Source organism: Streptomyces sp. AJS327 (assembly GCF_013450295.1).
Lineage (GTDB): Bacteria > Actinomycetota > Actinomycetes > Streptomycetales > Streptomycetaceae > Streptomyces.
Map to the genome: position 1 here is coordinate 920,644 of NZ_SKBR01000002.1, position 23,677 is coordinate 944,320.

A 23,677-nucleotide genomic window follows, 5' to 3' on the forward strand; every position below is an offset into this window, starting at 1 on the left:
CGTATGGACGAGCCGACAGACATGTCCGGCGCGCGCCGGACCTCGGGGGCCACCGGCGCTCCCGGCACCCCCCGCGCCGCGGTGCCCCCGGAACCCCCGCGGGGGGACGGCACGCGCCCCGGCTCCGGATCCGGCGCCGACCCGGACCGAGGGGACCGGGCGGTCGTCCGGGACGCGCTCGGCGTCGGCGTGGCCGTCGGCCTCTCCGGGTTCGCCTTCGGGGTGACCGCGGCCGACGCCGGGATCACCCCGCTCCAGGCGTGTGTGCTCAGCCTGTTCGTGTTCACCGGAGCCTCACAGTTCGCGCTGGTGAGCGCGGTGGCCACCGGAGTGAACCCGGTCACGGCGGCGGCCGGGGCCTTCTTCCTCGGCCTGCGGAACGCCTTCTACGGGCTGCGGCTGGCCACCCTCCTGCGGCTCCCCGGCTGGCTCCGCCCGCTGGCGGCGCACTGGGTGATCGACGAGACCTCGGTCGTCGCGCTCGCCCAGCGGGACCGCCGCACCGCGCGTCTCGGATTCGTGGTCACCGGCTGTGCCGTCTTCGTGCTGTGGAACGCGACCACCCTGCTCGGTGTGGTCGGGGCCGGGGCGCTGGGCGACACCAGCGCGTGGGGGCTGGACGCCGCCGGTCCCGCCGTCTTCCTCGCCCTGCTCGCGCCGATGCTGCGCACCCCGACGGAGCGGGCCACGGCGGCGCTCGCCGTCCTGCTGGGCCTGGGCCTCCTCCCGCTGCTGCCCTCCGGGGTGCCGGTGCTGGCCGCGGCGCTGGCCGCCCCCGCGGTGCTGCTGGTCCGCACGGCGTGCGGCCGGGGCCGCCGCGGCGACGGGAGCGACGGGGAGACCGCCGGGCCGACGAGCCCGAAGGGCCATCTGGAGCGGGCGCGAGTGGAGCGGGACGAGCGGGGGGAGAGCACCCGATGAGTGGGACGTGGATCGCGATACTGCTGACGGTCGCCGGGTGCTACCTGGTGAAGTTGCTCGGCCTCTCCGTTCCGGCGGGGATACTCGAACGTCCGCTGGTGCGCCGTCTCGCGGCGCTGCTGCCGGTGGCGCTGCTCGCGGCGCTCACCGCGCAGCAGACCTTCCAGTCCGGCGGTTCGGGGACGGAGCTGGTGCTGGACGCGCGGGCGGCGGGACTCGCCGCCGCCGCGCTCGCCCTGGTGCTGCGCGCCCCGTTCCTGGTGGTGATCGCCGTGGCGGTGGCGGGTACGGCCGCCGTCCGGGCGCTGGGCTGGTGAGGGCGCGGGCCGGGACCTCGCGCCGGTCCGCGGGACGCGGGTACGGACGCGTCGCGTGGGCGGGGATACTGGCCCCATGCGGTTGACCGACTTCTGGGCGCGGATGGCGGAGCACTTCGGTGACTCCTACGCGGACTCCTTCGCCCGTGATCACGTGATGTCCGAACTGGGCGGCAGGACGGTGTACGAGGCGCTGGAGGCGGGTTGGTCGGCGAAGGAGGTCTGGCGCGTGGTGTGCCGCGCGATGGAGGTTCCGGCTGATCGCAGGTGAGTCGTTCCTGTCCGGTATATGCCTATAGGTGACACTTATTGGCGTGGGCGTGGCGGAAGGTGACGAGCCGGAGGGGCTGGAGGAACGGAACGACGACGCGGGCCGGTCCGCCCGGAAGCCGGGAGGCGCGGGGGAGTCCGGGGTCTCCGGGAACATCGGGGGAGTCGAGAGGGCTGGGGGAGCCGCTGGGGCCGAGGGAGCCGGGCAGCGGCCCGGTCCCTCCGGCGCCCCGGCCGGTGGGCCCACCGCATCCTCCGGCGGCGCCGGGACGGCTGGCGCCGCTGAGCCCCCGGTGACCGGGGTTCTCGCGGGGAGCGGGGCCGTCGGGTCCGGCGCGGGGAAGCCGCCCGGCGGCTCCCGGACCTCGCCGGGCGAGCGGATGCCCGGCTGGCTGCCCCGCGCGCTGGTGCTCGCGCTGCTCCTGCTGGCCGCCTTCCAGCTGGCCAGCTGGGCCTTCCTGGAGGTCATCGGGCTGCTGCTGAACATCCTGATCGCCTTCTTCCTCGCGCTCGCCATCGAGCCCCTGGTGGACCGGCTGGCGTCGCGCGGGGTGCGGCGCGGACTCGCGACCGGGCTGGTCTTCGTGCTGCTGCTGGTGCTGACGGCGGGGTTCTTCACCGCGCTCGGCTCGGTGTTCGCCGAGCAGATCACGCGGATCATCGACAAGCTGCCCGCCTCCGTCGCGGACGTGATCTCGTGGATCAACGCCACCTTCGGGACGGACCTGAGCGTCGACGAACTCCAGAACGACGTGCTCCACTCGGACTGGCTGCGGCGGTACGTGCAGTCCAGCGCCAGCAGCGTGTGGGGGATCTCCGCGACGGTGCTGGGCGGCGTCTTCCAGTTGCTGACCGTCCTGCTGTTCGCCTTCTACTTCGCCGCCGACGGCCCCCGGATGCGCCGCGCGCTCTGCTCGGTCCTTCCTCCGGCCCGGCAGTGCGAGGTGCTGCGTGCCTGGGAGATCGCGGTACTCAAGACCGGGGGCTACATCTACTCCCGGGCCCTGATGGCCCTGGTGTCGGGCGGCGCGCACTACGTCTTCCTGGAGCTGATGGGGGTGCCCTACGCCTACGCGCTCGCGGCGTGGGTCGGTGTCGTCTCGCAGTTCGTGCCGACGGTCGGCACCTACCTCGCGGGGGCGCTCCCGATGCTGATCGCCTTCACCCAGGACCCCTGGGCGGCGGTCTGGGTGCTGGTCTTCGTCGTGCTGTACCAGCAGTTCGAGAACTACGTGCTCCAGCCGCGGATCACCGCGCGGACCGTGGACATCCACCCCGCTGTGGCCTTCGGCTCGGTGATCGTCGGCACCTCGCTGATGGGTGTGGTGGGGGCGCTCGTCGCGGTGCCCGCCACCGCCACGCTCCAGGGGTTCCTCGGGGCCTACGTGAAGCGGTACGACGTGACCGACCCCCGGCTGAACCGACGCTGAGCGCGTACCGGCGCGCGGCGACCGGCGACCGACGTGGGTGACGGGCCGGCTGACGGGTCGGGCTGACGGGCCGGGAGTCCGAAGCCGGTGGTGGGGCGTGGGGCGAACCGGGAGGGGGCGGATGTGGGCCGGTCGTGGGCCAGTTGCGGGCCAGTCGCGGGTCAGGCGGACCGGTCGTGGGTGGGGGGATCGAGGCGGAGGGGACGGGGCGGATTGCCGCTCCACCCCGTGTGAGCAGCGGTTTTCCAGGTTTTCCACAGGGAGCGGTGGTGGCTTGACTCAATAATCGAACATGGATTCTTATAGGGGGCCGGCGAGTTATCCGTCCGGCCTCTCCGCTCAGGCGGTTCGGGCCGATTGTCAGTGGCAGGCGCTAGCGTCGGTGGACGTGAAGCGATCGACTCAAGCAAACAACCGGGTGGCACCCATGGCAGGTACTGATCGCGAGAAGGCGCTCGACGCCGCGCTCGCGCAGATTGAACGGCAATTCGGCAAGGGCGCCGTGATGCGCATGGGGGAGCGGCCGAACGAGCCGATCGAGATCATCCCCACCGGCTCCACCGCTCTCGACGTGGCGCTCGGGGTCGGAGGGCTGCCACGCGGCCGGGTGGTGGAGGTGTACGGCCCCGAGTCCTCCGGAAAGACCACCCTGACCCTGCACGCGGTCGCCAACGCCCAGCGGGCGGGCGGCACGGTCGCCTTCGTCGACGCCGAGCACGCGCTCGACCCCGAGTACGCCAAGCGGCTGGGGGTCGACACCGACGCGCTGATCCTCTCCCAGCCGGACAACGGCGAACAGGCCCTTGAGATCACCGACATGCTGATCCGCTCCGGTGCGCTGGACCTGATCATCGTCGACTCCGTCGCCGCGCTGGTGCCCCGTGCGGAGATCGAGGGCGAGATGGGCGACTCCCATGTCGGCCTCCAGGCACGGCTGATGAGCCAGGCGCTGCGGAAGATCGCGGGGGCGCTCAACCAGTCCAAGACCACCGCGATCTTCATCAACCAGCTTCGCGAGAAGGTCGGCGTGATGTTCGGTTCGCCCGAGACCACCACCGGTGGCCGGGCCCTGAAGTTCTACGCCTCGGTGCGGCTCGACATCCGCCGGATCGAGACCCTGAAGGACGGCACGGACGCGGTGGGCAACCGGACCCGGGTCAAGGTCGTCAAGAACAAGGTCGCGCCCCCCTTCAAGCAGGCCGAGTTCGACATCCTGTACGGCATGGGCATCAGCCGCGAGGGCGGTTTGATCGACATGGGCGTGGAGCACGGCTTCATCCGCAAGTCCGGAGCCTGGTACACCTACGAGGGCGACCAGCTGGGGCAGGGCAAGGAGAACGCCCGCAACTTCCTCCGGGACAACCCGGATCTCGCCAACGAGATCGAGAAGAAGATCAAGGAGAAGCTCGGGATCGGCGTGGTGGCCGAGGAGCCCGCGAGCGGCACCGGCGCCGATGACACCCCGTCAGCCGCGGCCCCGTCCGTGCCCGCCCCCGTGGAGGCCAAGGCCGCCCCGGCGGCCAAGACCACCAAGGCGAGCAAGGCGACCAAGACCGCCGCGGCCAAGAGCTGATCCGTGACCCGGCGTACCGACTGGCCCGAGGAACCGTGGCCTCCCGGACGGTCGGAGCTTCCGGAGTATGAGGAGGCCCACGCGGGGCTGGAGCCCGCGGAGGAGTGGGTGCCCGGTCAGTCAGGGGAGTGGCGACCCGGCGACCGGTACCCCGACCCCCTGGACAGCGATGGCCCCGTCCCGTCGAGGGCCGGGACGGGGCCATCGCGCTTGTCTAGCGGGGCGCGGAAGGGACGTCGGGAGCGCGGCTCCCGTGCGGCCCGGCGCGATGGCGCGGGACGCGAGGAACAGGTGGAGCCGGATCCGGCCACCCGCGACCCGGTGGAGCGGGCGCGGTCGATCTGCCTCCGTCTGTTGAGCACCACACCGCGTACGCGCCAGGAACTGGCGGTCGCCCTGCGCCGCCGTGACGTGCCGGACGAGGCGATCGAGGAGGTGCTCGCCCGCTTCGAGGACGTCGGGCTGGTCGATGACGCCGCCTTCGCCGAGGCGTGGGTGGAGTCCCGGCACCACGGCAGGGGGCTGGCGGGCCGGGCGCTCGCCAGGGAACTGCGCGCCAAGGGGATGGACAGCGCGGTCGTCGACGAGGCCGTGGGCCAACTGGCCTCCGAACAGGAGGAGGAGACGGCGCGGGCGCTGGTGGAGCGGAAACTCCGGGCGACCCGCGGGCTGGACCGGACGAAGCGGATGCGCCGACTCGCCGGGATGCTCGCGCGCAAGGGGTACGCGGAAGGGCTGGCGCTGCGCGTGGTCCGGCAGGCGCTGGAGGAGGAGGGCGAGGACGCTGAGGCACTGGAGGCCGAACTCCCCGACCTCTAGGGGAAGATGACGCCTCGCCCGCCGCACGGCAGTGCCAGGGCCGGGTGTACGGCAAGGTCCCGCCGGACGCCGCGGTCCGGTGCCGCCCGCCCGCGCGCGACCTCGTGCCCACGCCGCCCAGCGGGCTGTTCCCGGAAGCCCACGGCTGGCGCGGCCGCTCCCGGCGCACACCTCTCCGCACACCTCTGCGGCGTCCTCGACCAGCCCGCACCCCCGCGTCCGCCACCGCGTCGCGTGGCCGCCGGTCCGGAGCCGGAATACCGGAGCGCGGGGCACCGCGCGCCGGCGCGGCGTCGGCCGGCGTCCGGGCGAACCGCGTACGGCCACCACGACTCCCCGGTCTACGAGGCGAGTTGCCCGCGGTCGCCGGCGCCGCCGCTCACCGCCTCCGCGCAGGCCCGCAACTGCCCGGTCCGGGCGGCGGGTAGCGCCGCCACCAGGTGCCCGTCCGGCCTGATGGCGAGCACGGTGTGCGCCGCCGCGCCGGGGTAGCTCTCCGCGACCAGCAGCTCGGCCCGGAGCGGCAACCCCCGTACGGTAGCGGCGAGTTCCGGCATCATGCCCGCCGAACGCCAGTGGCGGCTGTCCCACACCCCGGTGCCCGGGGCGACGAGGACGACCAGCAGTTCACCGCCGTCCCCGGCGCCGCCCAGCCAGCCGCGGAGCCGTCCGCGTTCCCCGCTGAGCGAGGTCACCGGCACGTCGGCCACGGTGGAGCCCGGCGTGGTGGCGACGGGCACCGGCACCACCGTCTCCCGCGCGGGGGCGAGCGGCGACCTGGCGTAGCGGGGCGGGCCGCCCAGCGGCCCGCGCCCGAGGTGGCAGTCGGCGAGCAGTTCGAGGTGGGCGCGGGCGCCGCCGCCGGGCAGCAGGGTGCGCAGCCCACCGCCGCGCCGCACCAGCGGGAGCACCTGGTCGACGGCGCGCAGCCGGGCCCCGACGGCTCCGCGCCGCTCCGTCTCGTAGCTGTCCAGCAGGGTTTCGGTGGCCGTTCCCCGGTGGCCGCCGTGCCAGGCGAGGGCGAGTTTCCAGGCGAGGTTGGCGGCGTCGCGCAGTCCCTCGTCGACCGAGGAGACGCCGAGGGCGCCCTCCAGATGCGCCGCGTCCCCGGCGAGGAAGGCGCGTTCGACGCGCCAGTGTCGGGCGAGGCGCTGGTGGCTGATGTGCACCCCGGTGTCGAGCAGTTCGTAGGGGTGGCCCTCGGCGGGTTCGCCCTCCTCGGCGCACCAGACGGCGAGGGTGTCGTGGATGCGGTCCAGCAGTTCCTCGGGGGTGACGAGTTCGCCGCGTGGGGGGAGGAGCCAGTCGAGCCGCCAGACGCCGCCGGGCAGGGGCCGCGCGGTGACCTCGCCCGGTTCGCCGCCCGGGTCCCGGTGGAGCAGGGCCTCGCCTTCCCAGGGGAGGCGGGTGCGGAGCGCGGCGACGGCGTGCCGTTCCACGGCGGTCCGCCCCGCGAACCGCACGCCGAGCAGTTTCCGGACGGTGGAGCGGGCTCCGTCGCAGCCCACCAGGAAGCTGCCGCGCCACCAGGCGCCGTTCGGCTCGCGGGTGTGGGCGGTGATCCCGTCGGCGTCCTGCTCCAGATGGTCGACGTGGCCGCCGCTGACGATCGTGGCGTGGGTCTCGCGCCCCAGCGCGTCGCGCAACGCCCGCTCCAGGGCGTGCTGTTCGAGGTGCACGGGGGAGTCGCCGGGCTCCAGCGGGAGGTGTCGCACCAGCTGTCGCCGCCGCTGGATCCGCCAGCCGGGCCAGCGGGCGCCGTCAACCGTGGGCAGCCAGGCGGCGGTGTCCGGCCGCAGGACGCAGCTGCGGGTGGCGCGGCGTGGGGGCGCGCCGTCGGTCGCGTCGAGCACGATCGAGGGCACGGCGTGCCGGGCGAGGGCGAGGGCGAGGGCGAGTCCGGTGGGTCCGGCGCCGACGACCAGGACGGCCGAGTCGCTCACGCTGCCGACCCCGGGAGTTCCTCTCGGTCGCCCGGCCGGGTGGGCTCGGTGTGCGCGCGGTGGACCGGGCGGGGGTACCGGCCCTGGGACGGGCCGGGCACAGCGGAGCGGCCGGACCTCGTGTGGGTGCGGTGTGGGGGAGGCAACTGGGCCCGGTGCGCGATCACATGAAGAATGCAACCCACTGCCCGTTCCCCCGTCAAGCGGCGGGGGAACGGGCAGTGCCGGGTGGGGCGGAAGGTGCCCGCTGGTCGCGGTTTCCGCCCGTCCGGTCCGTCAGTTGACCTTCCGGGTGTCCGGAGCCGCTCCGTCCGGTCCGTCGGCGACCTCGGCCATGTCGCCACCGCCCATCGCGATCCCGGTCTTGGCACGCCGTCCGCGCCGCTCGATCCACTGCGCGAGCCCCGAGAGCGCCAGGCACATCGCGATGTAGATCGCGCCGACCACCATGATCACGGGAACGTAGGGGTTCTCGTCGTTGACGATGGTGTTGGAGGCCAGCAGCTGTCCGGCCCGCAGCAGCTCCTCGTAGGTGATGACGAAGCCGAGCGAGGTGTCCTTTAGCGTGACCACCAGCTGGCTGATGATCGTCGGCAGCATGGAGCGGACGGCCTGCGGGAGCAGCACGGTCAGCATGACCTGGGTCTTCCGCATGCCCAGCGCGTACGCGGCCTCCGCCTGGCCCTTCGGCACCGCGTTGATGCCGGCCCGGAGCACCTCGGCCTGGAAGGCGCCGTTGTAGAGCGTGAGGCCGATGACCACGGCCCACATCGGGTCGCTGGTGAAGAAGCCCACCCACAGCACGTAGATGGTGATCAGGAGCGGGACCGCGCGGAACAGCTCGATGATGCCGGTCGCCACCCAGCTGACCGGCTTGTGGTCGGAGAGCCGGGCCATGGCCAGCACCACGGCGAGCGCGAGCGAGAGGACGGCGGCGATCGCGAACGCCTGGAGGGTGCGGACCATGCCGTCGATGATCGAGTTGCGGACACCCGAGTAGTTGAAGATGTCCCACATCTCGGCGGAGAAGTGCCCCGCGTTCGCGAGCCGGAGGCCCACGAAGGCGATCAGTCCGAGGATGGCGACCGAGCCGGCGACCGCGTAGACGCGGTTGCGGGCGCGGGCCCTGGGCCCCGGTGAGTCGTAGAGAACGGAGGAGCTCATCGGGCGACCCCCAGACGGCGCTCCAGCAGCCGGAAGAGGCCGCTGATGAGGAAGACGAGGATGAGGTACGCGATGGCGACCCAGACGAAGATCACCATCACCTCGAAGCCCTTGTCGCTGAGCACCTTCTGGACGTTGAAGAGTTCCATGTTGTCGAAGGCGCCGGCGATGGCGGAGTTCTTGGTGAGCGCGATCATGATGCTGCTGAGCGGCGGCAGAACGGTCCGGGTGGCCTGCGGGAGCACGATGCTGGTGAGTGTCTGCACGAAGGTCATCCCGATGCTGCGGGCCGCCTCCGCCTGTCCGAGCGGCACGGTGTTGATGCCGGAGCGGACCGCCTCACACACGAAGGCCGAGGTGTAGAAGCCGAGGGCCAGCACCGCGAGCACGTAGGAGCTCATCCCGGGGAAGACGATCTCCGGCAGGACGAAGAACATCATCATGAAGAGCAGCGTGAGCGGGGTGTTGCGCAGCAACGTCACCCAGGCCGTGCCGAATATCCGCAGTGGCGGTACGGGGGACACCCGGAAACCGGCTATCAGGACCCCCACCACGAGCGCGATGACGGCGCTGGCGGCGGTCAGTGAAACAGTTCCGACGAGTCCTTCTCGGAACAGTTCCAGATTGTCGAGCAGAACATTCATGGAGTCTCCGCGGAGCGGTCAGGGAAAGGCGTGTCCCGTACGCACGCGCGCGGGGCGGGCGTACGGGACACTGAGCGTGCCGATGCGCGTTCGGGTCAGTTGTCCAGCGCCGGCGGCTCGACGAACTTGGAGCCGGAGAGGCCCAGCGTCGCGTCGTACGCCTTCTCGTAGTCACCGTTTTCCTGGTGCTTCTTGACCGCGTCGGTGACGGCCTTCTGGAGCTTGTCCTGCCCCTTCTTGAGGCCGATGCCGTAGGGCTCCTCGCTGAACAGCTCGCCGACGACCTTCAGCTTGGTCGGGCGCTGCGCCGCGTATCCCTTGAGGATGGCGTCGTCCGTGGTCATGGCGTCGACCTGACCGTCGATCAGCTGCTTGACGCAGTCGGTGTACTTGCCGAACTCGACCGGCTCGGCGCCGTACTTGCCCTTGTTTTCCTTGATGTTCTGGAGCGGGGTCGAGCCGGTGATCGAGCAGACCTTCTTGCCCTTGATGCTGTCCGGGCCCTTGATGTCCTTCTCGTCCTTGCGTACCAGCAGGTCCTGGCCCGCCATGTAGTACGGGCCGACGAAGTCGACCTGCTTCTTGCGCTCGTCGTTGATGGTGTAGGTGCCCACCATCAGGTCGACCTGGCCCTTGGAGATAGCGGTCTCACGGATCGAGGAGTCGATCGTCTTGAACTGGACCTGCTTCTCGGGGTCGAATCCGAGGTCGGCGGCGACCATCTTGGCTATCTCGATGTCGAAGCCCTCGTACTTCTTGGAGGACTGGTTCTGGAAACCGAGGTAGGGCTGGTCGGCCTTGGCGCCGATGATCAGCTTGCCGCGCTTCTTCGCCTTCTCGAACACCGCGGAGTCGATGTCCACGTCCTTGGCCACCTCGTAGGTGGGCAGCGCCTTCTCGTCGGTCTTCTTCTCCTGGTCCCCGGCCTCGCCGTCCTTGCCGCCACAGGCGGCGGTGGCGGTCAGGGCCAGCGCGAGGGCGGCCATGGCGGTGGTCTTGCGGAGCTTCATGGTGAACTTCCCTTGCTCGTCTGCTCGTCGGGGGCGCCGGCTGTCGGCGTCAGTGGTGGAGGATCTTGGCGAGGAAGTCCTTCGCCCGGTCACTGCGGGGGTTGTTGAAGAACTGCTCCGGCGTCGCCTCCTCGACGATCCGGCCGTCGGCCATGAAGACCACCCGGTTGGCCGCGGAGCGTGCGAAGCCCATCTCGTGCGTGACGACCACCATCGTCATGCCGTCCTGCGCCAGCTGTTTCATGACCTCAAGGACCTCGTTGATCATCTCGGGGTCGAGCGCGGAGGTCGGCTCGTCGAAGAGCATCACCTTCGGGTCCATCGCCAGCGCGCGGGCGATCGCGACCCGCTGCTGCTGACCACCCGACAGCTGGGCCGGGTACTTGTCGGCCTGGCTGCCCACCCCGACCCGGTCCAGCAGGGCACGCGCCTTCTGCTCCGCCGCGGCCTTCGGGGTGTGGCGGACCTTCGTCTGGCCGAGCGTGACGTTCTCCAGCACCGTCTTGTGCGCGAAGAGGTTGAACGACTGGAAGACCATGCCGACGTCCGAGCGGAGCCTGGCCAGCTCCTTGCCCTCCTGCGGGAGCGGCTTGCCGTCGATGCTGATGTGCCCGCTGTCCACCGTCTCCAGCCGGTTGATGGTGCGGCACAGGGTGGACTTTCCGGACCCCGAGGGCCCGATGACGACGACGACCTCGCCGCGCTCGATGGTCAGGTCGATGTCCTGGAGCACGTGCAGGGCACCGAAGTGCTTGTTCACATGGTTCAGTACGACCAGATCGTCCGCCGCGGGAGCGGCGTCCTGGGGCACCGATTCTTTGCTCATCGGCGTGTAGCTCCGTCCTCGTCGGGTTGCGAGGACCCTAGACAGCCGCCCGGGTGACCGTCATTACATCTGAGGGGAAATTGAGCATAACGATCCGGCCGCAAACCGGCACTCCGGCCAAAGCGGTCGAGGTGGCCTTGACTCGGGTGTGTGGATCGGAGTTGATGCAGTGCTGGGCGCTCTCCGGCGCCGCGTCTGACCGTCCCGACGGCGCTTCGCGGGGTGCGGCCGGGGGAGAATCTGCGGGTGGCGCCCACGGGAATATCCCCGTGGTAATCCCAGAGGAATCGCGTGCCCCAGGAATATCCAGTGACCCCGGACTCGGGAATCCGGCGTACCGGGAAACCCGGGCGCGCGGAACCGGAGATCCGGACAGCGGCCGAACCGGCCGGAGCCGCGCGCCGGACGGCGGGCGGCCGATCCGTGAGAGGAGGGCCGGGAGGCCATGAGGCTGCTGCTTGTGGAGGACGACGACCGCGTCGCCACGGCCCTCGCCGCCGTACTCGCGCGGCACGGCTTCGAGGTGACGCAGGCCCGCAGCGGCGAGGAGGCCCTGGAGCGGCTGCTGCCCACCGGGTCCGGGGGCGACGCCGCGGACTCCGCGCCGTTCGGGGTGGTCCTGCTGGACCTGGGCCTCCCGGACCGGGACGGCTTCGAGGTCTGTGACCGGATCCGCCGCACCACCGGCACCCCGGTGATCATGGTGACCGCCCGAGCCGACGTCCGTTCCCGCATCCACGGGCTCAACCTCGGCGCCGACGACTACGTCGTCAAGCCGTACGACATCGGTGAACTGCTCGCGCGGATCCACGCCGTCAGCCGCCGCTCCGCCGAGGAGCCACCCCCCGGGCGGAACACCGAGGGCGGCGAGCCCACCCTCCGGCTGGGCGAGGTCACCATCGACCTCGCCACCCGCCGCGTCACGGTGGGCGAGGACGTGGTGGCGCTCACCCGCAAGGAGTTCGACCTGCTCGCGCTCCTGGCCCAGCGCCCCGGGGTGGTCTTCCGGCGGGAGCAGATCATCAGCGAGGTCTGGCGGAGCAGTTGGGAGGGAACCGGCCGCACCCTGGAGGTGCACGTCGCCTCGCTCCGCGCCAAGCTCGGCCGCCCCGACCTGGTCGAGACGGTGCGCGGGGTCGGCTACCGGCTCGTCGAGCAGCACGCCTAGAGCGCCGGACGCGCCGTGCGGACCCGCCTCCTCTCCCTCCTCACCCTGCTCCTCTCCGGGGTGCTGCTCGCCCTCGGCTTTCCGCTCGCCGCGGGGCAGGCGACCGCGGAACAGCAGCGGGTCGTCGTCGACCGGATCGACGACACCGCGCGGTTCGCCGCTCTCGCCCAGTACGTCACCTCGCGGGACGACACCGAGCGGCGCGCCGCCCTTCAGCTGGAACTGGACCGCTACCACGACCTGTACGGCGTCCGCGTCGGCGTCTACTACCGGGACCGCACCGCCATGGCCACGGCGCCCGACGGCTGGGAGGGCGCCGAGGACGCCGACGCCGGGGCGCGCGGGCGCGCGTTCTCCGAGGCGCTGGCCGGACGCCGCAGCCACGACCCACCGCAGGTGTGGCCGTGGGACTCGGCGCGGATCGCCGTGGCCTCACCCGTCATCCGCGACGGCGACGTCGTCGCCGTGGTGCTGACCGACTCGCCCACCGGCGCGCTGCGCTCGCGCATCCTGCGCGGCTGGCTGCCCATCGTCGCCGGGGAGGCCGCGGCGATGCTGCTGGCCGTGGCGGCCGCCCTGCGACTGACCGGCTGGGTGCTGCGCCCGGTACGGACCCTGGACCGGGCCACCCACGAGATCGCCACCGGCAAGCTGACCTCCCGGGTGGCCGCCTCCGAGGGGCCGCCCGAACTGCGGCGGCTGGCCACCTCATTCAACGAGATGGCGGACAACGTGGAGAACGTGCTGGAACAGCAGCGCGCCTTCGTCGCCGACGCCTCACACCAGCTGCGGAACCCACTCAACGCGCTGCTGCTGCGCATGGAACTGCTCAGTCTGGAACTCCCGGAGGCGCGGGACGAGATCGCCTCCGTGCGGGCCGAGGGGAAGCGGCTGGCCGAGGTGCTCGACGGGCTGCTCGGCCTGGCGCTGGCCGAGCACTCGCCCCCCGACGCGCGCCTGACCGACGTGGCCGAGGTGGCGGCCGAACGCGCCGGAGCGTGGCGGCCGGTCGCCGAGCGGAAGGGCGTCGCCCTGCGGGCCGCCGGACTCACGGCCGCCACCGGGTGGGCCGACCCGGTGGCGCTCTCCAGCGCGCTGGACGCCGTCGTCGACAACGCCGTGAAGTTCACGCCCGAGGGCGGGGAGGTCACGGTGACCGTCGCCCGGGACGCCGAGTGGGTCACGCTGGTGGTCGACGACGGCGGCCCCGGCCTGACCGACGAGGAACTGGAGCGGATCGGCGACCGCTTCTGGCGCAGCGGCCGTCACCAGAACGTCTCCGGTACCGGCCTCGGGCTCTCCATCGCCCGCGCGCTGCTGGAGGCCGGCGGCGCGCGGCTCGCCTTCGCCCGGGACGAGCCGCGCGGACTGCGCGTCACCGTCAGTCTGCCGAGGAACGCTCCAGACGCAGGGTGAGGATCTGGAACGGGCGCAGGGTGAGCGTCACCCCCGGCCCGTCGGGCGCCGGGGAGACCGACCGGACGGACGCCGCCAGCGGCCCCGGCGGCTCCTCCTCCCCGATCGGCCGCTCCAGCAGGTCGACCGGGCGCACCGAGGCCACCGGAAAGCCGGGGGTCAGGCGGGCGGTCGCCCGGCTCCCGCCCGCCTCGTACAGCCGCACCACCACGTCCCCGCTCCGGTCCTCCGCCAGCTTGACCGCCTCCACCACGACCAGGTCGTTGTCCACCCCGACCAGCGGACGCACCAGGGCGCCGCCGCCCGGGACGGTCCGCTCGGGCAGGTTGATCCAGTGCCCCTCGCGCACCGCGTCGTCGATCCCGGCACCCGGCGCCAGCGCGTAGCGCATCCGGTGGGTGCCCTGGTCGGTCTCGGGGTCCGGGTAGCGGGGCGCGCGCAGCAGCGAGAGTCGCACGGTGGTGGTCTGGCCGCCGTCCGGACGGACGTCGCGGGTCACGTCGTGCCCGTAGGTGGAGTCGTTCAGTAGCGCCGCGCCCCAGTCCGGCTCGCCCACGTGGATCCAGCGGTGCGCGCAGATCTCGAACTTCGCCGCCTCCCACGTGGTGTTGGTGTGCGTCGCCCGGAAGACGTGCCCGAACTGGGTCTCCGCCGCGGACCGGTCGGCCCGCACGTCCAGCGGGAAGGCCACCTTGAGGAGGGTCTCCGTCTCCTGCCAGTCCACCTCGGTCTCGATGTCCAGCACCCGGGAGCCCGCGCGCAGCGTCAGCCACTGGGCGACCCCGGAGTGTCCGAAGTCCCGGGCCACCCGTACCGTGGCCCGCTCCCCGGTCGACTCGGTCAGCGCCGGTCCACCGGTGCCGGACAGCTCGGTCAGGTCCGTGACGTTGTGCCGGTAGAAGGCGTCCACGTCCCAGGCGTCCCAGTGGTTGGGGAAGTCCGGGTGGATCTGGAGCAGGTTGGCCGCCCGCCCCGGCGCCACCGCCTCCCGCCCCGCCCCGGTGTCATATGCCGAGACGACCAGGCCACGGCTGTCGATCTCGATCCGGAGCAGCCCGTTGGAGAGCGTCCAGCCGCCCTCCGGCCGCTCCCGCGCGGTGACCGCGTCCGCGGTGTGGCCGCCGGGCGTGGCCGCGCCGCCCGCCGGGACGCCGCCGCGCGCGTGGGGCGCCCCGTTGAACACCATCGGGTGTTCTCCCGGTCCGGCGAGCGCGGTCTGCGCCGCCGCGACGATCTCCTCCAGTTCGGTCCGGACCCGCCGGTAGGTCTCCCGCGCCTCACGGTGCACCCAGGCGATCGAGGAGCCGGGCAGGATGTCGTGGAACTGGTGCAGCAGCACCGTCTTCCACAACGCCTCCAGCCGGTCGTGGGGGTAGGCGTACGGCTCGGGCTCCTCCGCCGTGCGCACCGCCGCCGTCGCGGACCACAGCTCCGCCTCGCGGAGCAGCGACTCCGCGTGCCGGTTGCCCTGCTTCGTCTTGGCCTGCGAGGTGTAGGTGCCGCGGTGCAGCTCCAGGTACAGCTCCCCCAGCCAGACCGGGGCGTCGGGGTACTCCTCGCGGGCCTTGGCGAAGAAGGCCGCGGGCGGCTCCACCGTCACCCGTGGGGATCCCTCCAGGTCACGGAGGCGGGCGGCCCGGGCCAGCATCTCCCGGGTGGGACCGCCACCGCCGTCGCCCCAGCCGAAGGGGGCGAGGGACCGCGTACCACCCCCCTTCTCCCGGTAGTTGCGCGCCGCGTGCCCCAACTCGTCGCCCCCCAGGTCGGAGTTGTAGGTGTCGACCGGCGGGAAGTGGGTGAAGACCCGGGTGCCGTCGATCCCCTCCCACCAGAACGTGTGGTGCGGGAAGGCGTTGGTCTGACTCCAGGAGATCTTCTGCGTGAGGAACCAGTCGGCACCGGCCAGCCGGACGATCTGCGGCATCGCGGCGGTGTAGCCGAACGAGTCGGGCAGCCACACCTCCCGGGTCTCGACCCCGAACTCCTCCAGGAAGAACCGTTTGCCGTAGAGGAACTGCCGCGCCATCGCCTCCCCGCCCACCATGTTGGTGTCCGACTCCACCCACATGCCGCCGACCGGTACGAACCGGCCCTCCGCCACCCGGCGGCGCACTCCCTCGTACACCTCGGGCCGGTGGTCCTTGAGCCAGGCGAACTGCTGCGCCTGCGACATGGCGAAGACGAAGCCCGGGTCGTCGTCCATCAGGTTCAGCACGTTCGACGCGGTACGGGCGACCTTCCGTACCGTCTCGCGCAGCGGCCAGAGCCAGGCGGAGTCGATATGCGCGTGACCGACCGCGCTGATCTGGTGCGCTGAGGGGCGCGCGGGCACCGCGAGCACTCCGGCCAGCGCCTTCCGGCCCCGCCCGGCGGTACCGGGCACGTCCGCGAGGTCGAGGGCGTCCAGACAGTTCTCGATCGCGCGCAGCAGCTCCCAGCGACGGGCGTCCTCCAGCGGCAGCGCCCGCATCAGCGAGTCCGCCACTTCCAGGTCCTGCACCAGCTCCCACACCCCGGCCTCGAACACCGCGAGGTCCATCCGGTCGAGCCGGTAGAGCGGCCGGTCGCTCGCCGTGCGGACGTCCCCCTCGTAGGTGGGAGTCTGGGGAGTGTTGACGATCGGGTTGGAGGCCGCCTCCACGAACAGCGTGACCTCCTCCCCGCCCCGGGCCGCGTCGGTCACCCGCAGCCAGCTGTTGCGCGGGTTGAGCCCCTTCACCACGCTCCCGTCCGCGGCGTACACGAGCCCCTCGCACTGGAAGCCCGGCATGTTCCGGTCGAAGCCGAGGTCGAGCACGGCCTCCACGGGCCGCCCCGCCCACTCCTCCGGCACCCGGCCGCTGACCCGGAACCAGGTCGTGCCCCAGGCGGGTCCCCACATCTCGCCGACCTCGGCGGGCCGGTACGGCGCGGCCAACCCCTCCTCGACGGGGACCGGTTCGCCCGGCGCCTCCCAGCGCTCGACGGTCAGCCCACGGGGCGAGGAGTGGACGGCGGGCCGCACCCGCTCCTTCAGCACGCGGCGCAGACGGTCCTCGACGATGGTCCGGTCGTCATGCATGGGCGACTCCGATCGGGTCGGTGCTCTCAGCTGGCTGGACGCTGGCACCTGTTGGCTTTCCCAGCCGGACGCCCCCGGAATACCGCAACTCCCGGAAACCGGTGGGAGGCTGGGTCACTCCCTGGAACCGTGGGCCCGCCGGGGCCCTCGGGAACACGGCGGCCAGAGGCCCCGGTGCGCCCTGCGGGCACGGCCCCCGGGTAGCTCGCCCGGCGACCGGCGGACGCCCCGGCGTACGTGACGCGGCCAGGAGCCAGCGCGCGGCCAGCCCGCCCCGCCGATCCGGAACACCGCACGCGGGGAGCGCCCGCCCGCCGGCCCCTCGCGGGACATCCGCCGCTGAACACCCGCCGGGACCACCGCCGTTGACCGGAAACCGTGGACCGGAAACCGTGGAAGGGCGGGACGGTGGGGCGGCCGGGGCGGCGGACCGACGAAGTGACGTGGCGGCCGGATGAGGGGAGCGGCGGGGAGCGATGCTCCGGGCCGCCGGGAGGCTCAGGGCTTGGCGGAGCGGTAGTACTGCTCGGCGCCCCGGTGCAGCGGCAGCGGATCGGTGTAGATCGCCGTGCGCAGGTCCACCTTCTGGGCCGCGTGCACCTCGCGGCCGATCGCGTCCCGGTTCCTGATCACCGAGCGGGTGATGCCCTCGGTCGTGGCCCTGTCGGTGCTCTCCCGCGTCACCAGCAGGTTCGCGACGGCCACCGTCTTGATCGCCTCACCGTTCTGCACTCCCGGGTAGGCGTCCGGTGGCATCACGGCCGAGCGGTAGTACCGCGTCTCCGGCTGCTGCCGGTGCAGCCGGGGGACCAGGTCGCCGAGCTGCACCAGCCGGATGTCCGTCCGTTCGGCGAGCCGCTGCACCGCGGTAGTGGGCAGGCCGCCGGACCAGAAGAAGGCGTCCAGCTTCCGCTCGGCCAGCAGCTTCGGCATCCGGTCGATCCCGGCGCGCACCATCGTCAGGTCGTGCTCCGGGTCCAGCCCGGCCGCCTCCAGCAGCCGCCCCGCCACCAGGTTGACCCCCGACCGCTCCTCCCCGGCCGCCACCCGCAGCCCCTTCAGGTCCCCGGCCCGGCGCACCCGGGAGTCCGCGGGGACGATCAGCTGGATGTAGTCGTCGTACAGCCGGGCACAGGCGCGCAGGTCACGACCGCCGCGACCGCCCCTGTCGACGTAGTCCGCCACGGCGTCGGCGGCGGCGATGGTGAAGTCGGTCTGCCCCGACGCCACCCGCTGCACGTTGTGCACCGAGCCCTGGCTGTTCTGCAACTCCAGCTCGACCTTGGGCAGTTCGTCGTCCAGTCGCTGCTTCAGCAGGCCGCCGTACCGCTCGTAGACCCCGGTTCGCACCCCGGTCGCGAAGCTGACCTCACCCCGCGGCTCGGGCGGCGCCACCGGCCACAGCCACCACGCCAGCAGCCCGGCCGCCAGCAGCGCCGCCACCAGCGACCTGGTGGTGCGGCGCCGTCTCCGGGGGCGGCCGGAGGCGTCGGCGGACGGGTCGAGGGGGCTGGCCATGGTGGCGATCCTGCCAGCGACGGAGTGCGGAAGGGAGGGGCGGGGCCGGTACGGCAGCGCGTACCCTGTCGACTGAGATGACTGCCAAGACTTATGAGCTGCGTACTTTCGGGTGCCAGATGAACGTCCACGACTCCGAGCGGATGGCCGGTCTGCTGGAGGACGCGGGGTACGTGCGGGCCGCCGAAGACGCCGACGGGGCGGACGTCGTGGTGTTCAACACCTGCGCCGTCCGGGAGAACGCCGACAACCGGCTGTACGGGAACCTCGGCCAGCTCGCGCCGAAGAAGGCCGCGCGGCCGGGCATGCAGATCGCGGTGGGCGGCTGCCTCGCGCAGAAGGACCGTGACGCCATCGTGCGCCGCGCCCCCTGGGTCGACGTGGTGTTCGGCACGCACAACGTCGGCAAGCTGCCGGTGCTGCTGGAGCGCGCCCGCGTCCAGGAGGAGGCGCAGGTCGAGATCGCGGAGTCGCTGGAGGCCTTCCCCTCCACTCTGCCGACCCGGCGGGAGAGCGCCTACGCCGCCTGGGTCTCGGTCTCCGTCGGCTGCAACAACACCTGCACGTTCTGCATCGTTCCGCAGCTGCGCGGCAAGGAGAAGGACCGCAGACCGGGCGACATCCTCGCGGAGGTCGAGGCGCTGGTCGCCGAGGGCGTCACCGAGATCACCCTGCTCGGCCAGAACGTCAACGCCTACGGCTCCGACATCGGGGACCGCGAGGCGTTCGGCAAACTGCTGCGCGCCTGCGGCCGGATCGAGGGCCTGGAGCGTGTCCGGTTCACCTCCCCACATCCCCGGGACTTCACCGACGACGTCATCGAGGCGATGGCCGAGACGCCGAACGTGATGCCGCAGCTGCACATGCCGCTCCAGTCCGGTTCCTCCCGGTTGCTGCGGGAGATGCGCCGCTCCTACCGGCAGGAGCGGTACCTCGGCATCATCGAGAAGGTCCGCGCGGCCATCCCGGACGCCGCCCTCTCCACCGACATCATCGTCGGCTTCCCCGGGGAGACCGAGGCGGACTTCCAGGAGACGCTGCACGTCGTGCGGGAGGCGCGGTTCGCGCAGGCGTTCACCTTCCAGTACAGCAAGCGCCCCGGGACCCCCGCCGCCGAGATGGACGGGCAGATCCCCAAGCAGGTCGTGCAGGAGCGGTACGAACGACTGGTCGCCCTCCAGGAGGAGATCTCCTGGTCGGAGAACAAGAAGCAGGTGGGCCGCACGGTCGAGCTGCTGGTCGCCGAGGGCGAGGGCCGTAAGGATCTGGCCACCCGGCGCCTCTCCGGGCGCGCCCCGGACAACCGGCTGGTCCACTTCACCCCGCCCGAACAGCCCGTACGCCCCGGCGACATGGCCACCGTCGAGATCAGCTACGCCGCCCCGCACCACCTGCTCGCCGAGGGCCCCGTGCTGGACGTGCGCACCACCCGCTCCGGGGACGCCTGGGAACGGCGGAACGCCGCCCCCGCCAGCCCGCCGGACGGCGGCGTGCTGCTCGGCCTGCCCACGGTCGGCGCGCCGCCACCCCAGCCGGTCACGGACGGCGGGTGCGGCAGCTGCTGAGCCCCCGGTCGGCGCCACGGTCACCCTGGCGGGTGGTGGGAAGCGGCCACCGGGGGCCCTAAGCTGCGCGGCATGCTAGTCGCCGCTGCCGTGTGCCCCTGTCCGCCGCTGCTGGTTCCGGAGATCGCGGGCGAGGCCGCCCCCGAGATGGACGGCGCCCGCGCCGCCTGTTACGACGCGGTCGGTGTCCTGGCCGCCGCCCGGCCGGACCGGCTCGTCCTCGTCGGCCCCGCGGGCCCCGCCCAGCGCGGCCCCCACCCGGAGGGGGCGCGCGGCTCGTTCCGGGGCTTCGGCGTCGACCGTGAGGTGATACTCGGCAAGGGCGATCCGGCCCTCCGGGAGCTTCCGCCGTCCCTCGCGGTCGGCGCGTGGCTGCTGGAGCGTACGGACTGGAACGGCTGCCCGGTCGCCGGTCACGGCGTCGGGGAGCCGCTGACCACCGAGAAGTGCGTCGCCGAGGGGGAGGAGCTGGCCTCGGCGGCGGACCGTACCGCCCTGCTGGTCCTGGGGGACGGCACCAACTGCCGCACCCTCAAAGCCCCCGGCTACTTCGACGAACGCGCCGCGACCTACGACGAGCGGGCCGCCCGCGCGCTCGGGACGGCGGACGTCCCCGCCCTGCTGACGCTCGACGCCGAGCTGGGCTACGAACTGGGCGCCTCCGGACGCTCCAGCTGGCAGGTGCTGGCGGGCGCCGGCCGGGACGCGGGGCTGGAGGGGCGGCTGCTGTTCGAGGGCGCGCCCTACGGCGTCGGCTATCTGGTGGCGAGCTGGTCCTAGCGGGCGGGCGCGGGCACACCGCTCCGAGCGGAGCCGCGAGGTCGGAAGGCGGTGGATTCACGTCCCGCTCGTCCCTCGGCGTGACGATGGCCCCGGCGGTGTGGTGGCCGGGAGCGTCCCCGGGGGGCTCGACGCTGACTGGCCCGATTCGATCCCTCGGGCGGGGCGCGGTGCCGGTTCTCTTCCCGCGGCTCCCGCGCGGGCGGGAACACCGCTCCGCACCGGACGTGTGGCGGTGGCGCCGCACCGAGCGGGGCCCGATGCGGCGCGGGCCGCCGGTCAGGAGCCGCTCTGGCCGCGGCCGCCCTGACCGTCCCCGCCGTCCTTCTTCTTGTCCTCGGCGAGTTTCTCCGCCGCGTCCTTGGCCTTCCGCGTACCCGACTGGATCTGGCCGCTGTACTTGCCCTTGGTCTTGGAGTCAGCCATCTTCGCGGCCTTGTCCAAGCCCTGCTGGACCTTGTCGCCGTGCTGGCCGATCATGCCCTTGACCTTGTCCATGAAGCCCATACCGCTCACCTCTCTCACGTGGATTCCCGGCGGCCTCCGCGCGGTCTCACCCCGCCACCCGCCGTCGGCCCTTCCGCCGTCGGCCGCCGCTGGGGAATCCCGGCGCCGTCAGCGGCCCCCGACGGTAGCGGGTGCGGGCCGGTACGGCCCCGTCAGAGCCCGACGAGGCGTGGAAACCAGCCGTGGCGCCGTCCCGATCTCCAGTGTCGCGCGCCCGGGCTCTCCCGTCATCAGCTGCGGTCGGCACCGCTGACGGCCGGGAGCCCGCGTCCCAGCCGTCACCACCGCCTCCCCCCATCTCGTTCTCATCTCGTTCGAACGGTGGAGCCGCGTTTGCGAGACTGGCGGGGTGAGAGCCGCACTCCCTGTCTTCGGTACTGTTCCGCCCGTCGTCGCCGTGGTGGGTCCCACGGCCGCGGGCAAGTCCGACCTCGGTGTCGCCCTGGCCGAGTTGCTGGGCGGCGAGGTCATCAACGCCGACTCCATGCAGCTGTACCGGGGCATGGACATCGGTACCGCGAAGCTGACTCCGGAGGAGCGGCGCGGCGTGCCGCACCGGCTGCTGGACGTCTGGGACGTCACGGTGGCCGCCAGCGTCGCCGAGTACCAGCGGCTGGCCCGCGCCGAGATCGACCGGCTGCGGGCGCTGGGCCGGGTCCCGGTGCTGGTGGGCGGCTCCGGTCTGTACGTCAGGGGCGCCATCGACGACATGGAGTTCCCCGGGACGGACCCCGGGGTGCGCGCCCGGCTGGAGGAGGAGCTCGCGGCACTCGGCCCCGGCGCCCTGCACCAGCGGCTGGCCGCCGCCGATCCGGCCGCGGCCGAGGCGATCCTGCCGAGCAACGGGCGCCGCATCGTGCGGGCGCTGGAGGTCATCGAGATCACCGGGCGCCCGTTCACCGCCAACCTCCCCGGACCGGAGTCGGTGTACGAGACCGTGCAGATAGGAGTCGACGTGGGCCGCCCCGAGCTGGACGAGCGGATCGCCGTCCGGGTCGACCGGATGTGGGAGGCCGGGCTGGTGGACGAGGTCCGCGCGCTGGAGGCAGCCGGGCTCCGCGAGGGGCGCACCGCCTCCAGGGCGCTCGGCTACCAGCAGGTGCTGGCGGCACTCGCGGGGGAGTGCACCCTGGAGCAGGCGCGCGCCGAGACCATACGCGCCACCAAACGCTTCGCGCGCCGCCAGGACTCCTGGTTCCGGAGGGACCCGAGGGTCCGCTGGCTCAGCGGCGCGGCGGGGGACCGGGGGGAACTCACGGGTCAGGCGCTCACGTTGCTGGGTGATGCGGTCACAGCCTGATCACGTGATGGCGCCTCCGCGAGAAGCGCCCCCTGACCAGCGTGTTATCCATCGGTCAGGGGGTGCGGTGGGGCTCTGGGGCCGTCTCTGGGCCGTCAGGCCCCGCTGAACACCTCGTCTATGGCCTTTCGCGTTCGCTCCCGACTGTTGGGCATCAGGTGCGCGTACACGCGGAGCGTCATCGCCGGATCACTGTGACCCAGATACTCGCTCACGGCCTTGATGTTCTCTCCCGCGTCCAGGAGAACGGAGGCGTAGAAGTGCCTCAGGGCGTGCATGCCGTGTTCGCGGGCGGCGCCCGGGGATTCCCCGGCCCGTGGCTGGGGGAGGACGCCAGCGGCCACCAGGGCGGGTTTCCACGTCCGGGGGTTGAAGTCCACACGCCGAATCACGGCCCCGCGACCCCCCGTGAGGATCAGCCTGTGCGTCACCAACGGGCCGTCGAGCGTCTTCCAGGGCAGCGTGACCTTCACCGGTGGGAACGCGGCCATGTGTGCCTTGATCGCGTTCCCCACGGCCTCGGCCAATGGCACGTCCCGTTCCTTGTCTCCCTTGGGCGGCGCGAAGACGGGGCGCCCCTTGATGAGCTTGACCTGGCGAACGACGTGTACGGTCCCCGAGGCGAAGTCCACGGCCTCGTCAGCGAGCCCGAAGATTTCCCCCTGACGCATGCCGCACCCACCGCCGACATCCGTCACGAGCCGATACCGTGTCGGCAGGGCCGCCCGAACCGCGAAGACACGGTCAGGCAACCACGGAACGACTCGCTTGGATTCCCGGGCTGGAGGTCGCACCGACTTCGCGCCGCACGGGTTCCGCGTGAGATACCCGTCGTCCACCGCAGCCGACAGAACGCCGCGCACGGTGGCGAAGATGTGTACCGCGTACGACCCCGGAATCCCTTCGTCGTCCAACTCGCGGAGCCATTTCCGGATGTGCTCCGGCTTGAACGAACCCAACGGGCGGGCACCGATGTACGGGAAGGCATGCAGTCGCAGGTAGCGCTCCATACCGTCCTGGGTCGACACGTCCGTGGTCTGGGTGGAAACCCATTTTTCGCCGTACTGCCGGAAGGTGGTTCGAGCCAGCTTCGGGTCGATGTACTGGCCGCTGGCCATGTCCGTCTCGGTCTTGGACAACCACGCCTCGGCGCGGCGTTTCTGACCGTCGGGGAAGCTCTTCGACTTCTCGGTTCCGTCGGGACCGATGTACCGGGCGCGATACCGATTGCCGGTTCCGTGGCGGTCGGTTTTCACGCGGCGGGGCTTGCCGCCGGGGACTTCCTCGGTCTTGTACCAGCGATCTTGGACATGGCCTGCCACGTACGTGCTCCTTGAGGTTTGACTGCCGTAGGGCCGCCCTGGCCGGTGCTCGGGCAGGGTTGCTCCCGCTGGCGGGTTGGCCAGGTGGGGAGTTGTGCGCTGGAGGGGGTGCTGGACCCAGCG

The 23,677-nt window shown here is 72.3% G+C and carries 20 protein-coding genes; 11 read left to right on the plus strand and 9 right to left on the minus strand.

Annotated features, from left to right (window positions below; translation table 11 throughout):
* Positions 1-21: 21 nt before the first annotated feature.
* The 6 genes from E0L36_RS13670 to recX all read left to right on the plus strand — a co-directional run bounded on the left by E0L36_RS13670 (position 22) and on the right by recX (position 5,330).
* Positions 22-921: an AzlC family ABC transporter permease gene (locus tag E0L36_RS13670; RefSeq protein ID WP_374705545.1), complete on the plus strand. Its 900-nt coding sequence runs from the start codon at positions 22-24 to the stop codon at positions 919-921.
* Entirely contained in the window at positions 918-1,238 is a 321-nt protein-coding gene (locus tag E0L36_RS13675; protein WP_180929298.1) for an AzlD domain-containing protein, read from the plus strand. Before E0L36_RS13670 ends, E0L36_RS13675 begins: the two co-directional genes overlap by 4 nt.
* A gap of 76 nt (positions 1,239-1,314) precedes the next feature.
* Positions 1,315-1,509: a DUF3046 domain-containing protein gene (locus tag E0L36_RS13680; protein WP_180929299.1), complete on the plus strand. Its 195-nt coding sequence runs from the start codon at positions 1,315-1,317 to the stop codon at positions 1,507-1,509.
* 49 nt (positions 1,510-1,558) lie between these two features.
* Positions 1,559-2,938, plus strand: a complete 1,380-nt coding sequence (locus E0L36_RS13685) for an AI-2E family transporter (protein WP_374705546.1) — start codon at positions 1,559-1,561, stop codon at positions 2,936-2,938.
* Between the two features lie 427 nt (positions 2,939-3,365).
* Positions 3,366-4,511: a recombinase RecA gene (gene recA / locus E0L36_RS13690; RefSeq protein WP_180929300.1), complete on the plus strand. Its 1,146-nt coding sequence runs from the start codon at positions 3,366-3,368 to the stop codon at positions 4,509-4,511.
* A 3-nt stretch (positions 4,512-4,514) separates the two neighbouring features.
* Positions 4,515-5,330 carry a recombination regulator RecX gene (recX, locus tag E0L36_RS13695; protein ID WP_180929301.1) on the plus strand — a complete coding sequence of 272 codons (816 nt, stop codon included), beginning with the start codon at positions 4,515-4,517 and terminating at the stop codon, positions 5,328-5,330.
* 341 nt (positions 5,331-5,671) lie between these two features.
* On the opposite strand, the gene E0L36_RS13700 is transcribed toward recX, so the two are convergent.
* The 5 genes from E0L36_RS13700 to E0L36_RS13720 form a co-directional block, all read right to left on the minus strand.
* Positions 5,672-7,273, minus strand: coding sequence for an FAD-dependent monooxygenase (locus tag E0L36_RS13700; protein WP_180929302.1), 1,602 nt, complete (start codon positions 7,271-7,273; stop codon positions 5,672-5,674).
* A gap of 276 nt (positions 7,274-7,549) precedes the next feature.
* On the minus strand, positions 7,550-8,437 hold the full coding sequence (locus E0L36_RS13705) for an amino acid ABC transporter permease (RefSeq protein ID WP_180929303.1): 888 nt from the start codon (positions 8,435-8,437) through the stop codon (positions 7,550-7,552).
* Positions 8,434-9,081, minus strand: coding sequence for an amino acid ABC transporter permease (locus E0L36_RS13710; RefSeq protein WP_180929304.1), 648 nt, complete (start codon positions 9,079-9,081; stop codon positions 8,434-8,436). The genes E0L36_RS13705 and E0L36_RS13710 overlap by 4 nt, the downstream gene beginning before the upstream one ends.
* Before the next feature lie 95 nt (positions 9,082-9,176).
* The gene (locus tag E0L36_RS13715; protein ID WP_180929305.1) at positions 9,177-10,091 is read right to left on the minus strand and encodes a glutamate ABC transporter substrate-binding protein; all 915 of its coding nucleotides are present in this window, start codon (positions 10,089-10,091) and stop codon (positions 9,177-9,179) included.
* 49 nt (positions 10,092-10,140) lie between these two features.
* Positions 10,141-10,917 carry an amino acid ABC transporter ATP-binding protein gene (locus E0L36_RS13720; RefSeq protein ID WP_180929306.1) on the minus strand — a complete coding sequence of 259 codons (777 nt, stop codon included), beginning with the start codon at positions 10,915-10,917 and terminating at the stop codon, positions 10,141-10,143.
* Between the two features lie 445 nt (positions 10,918-11,362).
* Here E0L36_RS13720 and E0L36_RS13725 point away from each other — a divergent pair, with 445 nt between their 5' ends.
* Positions 11,363-12,085, plus strand: coding sequence for a response regulator transcription factor (locus E0L36_RS13725; RefSeq protein WP_180929307.1), 723 nt, complete (start codon positions 11,363-11,365; stop codon positions 12,083-12,085).
* A gap of 15 nt (positions 12,086-12,100) precedes the next feature.
* Positions 12,101-13,501 carry a HAMP domain-containing sensor histidine kinase gene (locus E0L36_RS13730; RefSeq protein ID WP_180929308.1) on the plus strand — a complete coding sequence of 467 codons (1,401 nt, stop codon included), beginning with the start codon at positions 12,101-12,103 and terminating at the stop codon, positions 13,499-13,501.
* Here E0L36_RS13730 and E0L36_RS13735 read toward each other — a convergent pair.
* Positions 13,467-16,562 (minus strand): glycoside hydrolase family 38 C-terminal domain-containing protein, encoded by a 3,096-nt coding sequence (locus E0L36_RS13735; RefSeq protein ID WP_180929309.1) that lies wholly within the window; start codon positions 16,560-16,562, stop codon positions 13,467-13,469. The genes E0L36_RS13730 and E0L36_RS13735 overlap by 35 nt on opposite strands.
* 498 nt (positions 16,563-17,060) lie before the next feature.
* The gene (locus E0L36_RS13740; RefSeq protein WP_180929310.1) at positions 17,061-18,080 is read right to left on the minus strand and encodes a TAXI family TRAP transporter solute-binding subunit; all 1,020 of its coding nucleotides are present in this window, start codon (positions 18,078-18,080) and stop codon (positions 17,061-17,063) included.
* A 77-nt stretch (positions 18,081-18,157) separates the two neighbouring features.
* On the opposite strand from E0L36_RS13740, the gene miaB reads away from it, so the two are divergent.
* Positions 18,158-19,645, plus strand: coding sequence for a tRNA (N6-isopentenyl adenosine(37)-C2)-methylthiotransferase MiaB (gene miaB, locus E0L36_RS13745; RefSeq protein WP_180929311.1), 1,488 nt, complete (start codon positions 18,158-18,160; stop codon positions 19,643-19,645).
* 72 nt (positions 19,646-19,717) lie between these two features.
* The gene (locus tag E0L36_RS13750; RefSeq protein ID WP_180929312.1) at positions 19,718-20,425 is read left to right on the plus strand and encodes a class III extradiol dioxygenase subunit B-like domain-containing protein; all 708 of its coding nucleotides are present in this window, start codon (positions 19,718-19,720) and stop codon (positions 20,423-20,425) included.
* A 279-nt stretch (positions 20,426-20,704) separates the two neighbouring features.
* Here E0L36_RS13750 and E0L36_RS13755 read toward each other — a convergent pair whose 3' ends face one another.
* A complete protein-coding gene (locus tag E0L36_RS13755; RefSeq protein WP_180929985.1) occupies positions 20,705-20,932 on the minus strand; it encodes an antitoxin in 228 nt (75 codons plus the stop codon).
* Between the two features lie 349 nt (positions 20,933-21,281).
* On the opposite strand from E0L36_RS13755, the gene miaA reads away from it, so the two are divergent.
* Positions 21,282-22,232, plus strand: a complete 951-nt coding sequence (miaA, locus tag E0L36_RS13760) for a tRNA (adenosine(37)-N6)-dimethylallyltransferase MiaA (RefSeq protein WP_180929313.1) — start codon at positions 21,282-21,284, stop codon at positions 22,230-22,232.
* Positions 22,233-22,327: 95 nt separating this feature from the next.
* Here the strand turns inward: miaA and xerC are convergent, their stop codons facing one another.
* Positions 22,328-23,554, minus strand: coding sequence for a tyrosine recombinase XerC (gene xerC, locus E0L36_RS13765; RefSeq protein WP_180929314.1), 1,227 nt, complete (start codon positions 23,552-23,554; stop codon positions 22,328-22,330).
* Positions 23,555-23,677: the final 123 nt, after the last annotated feature.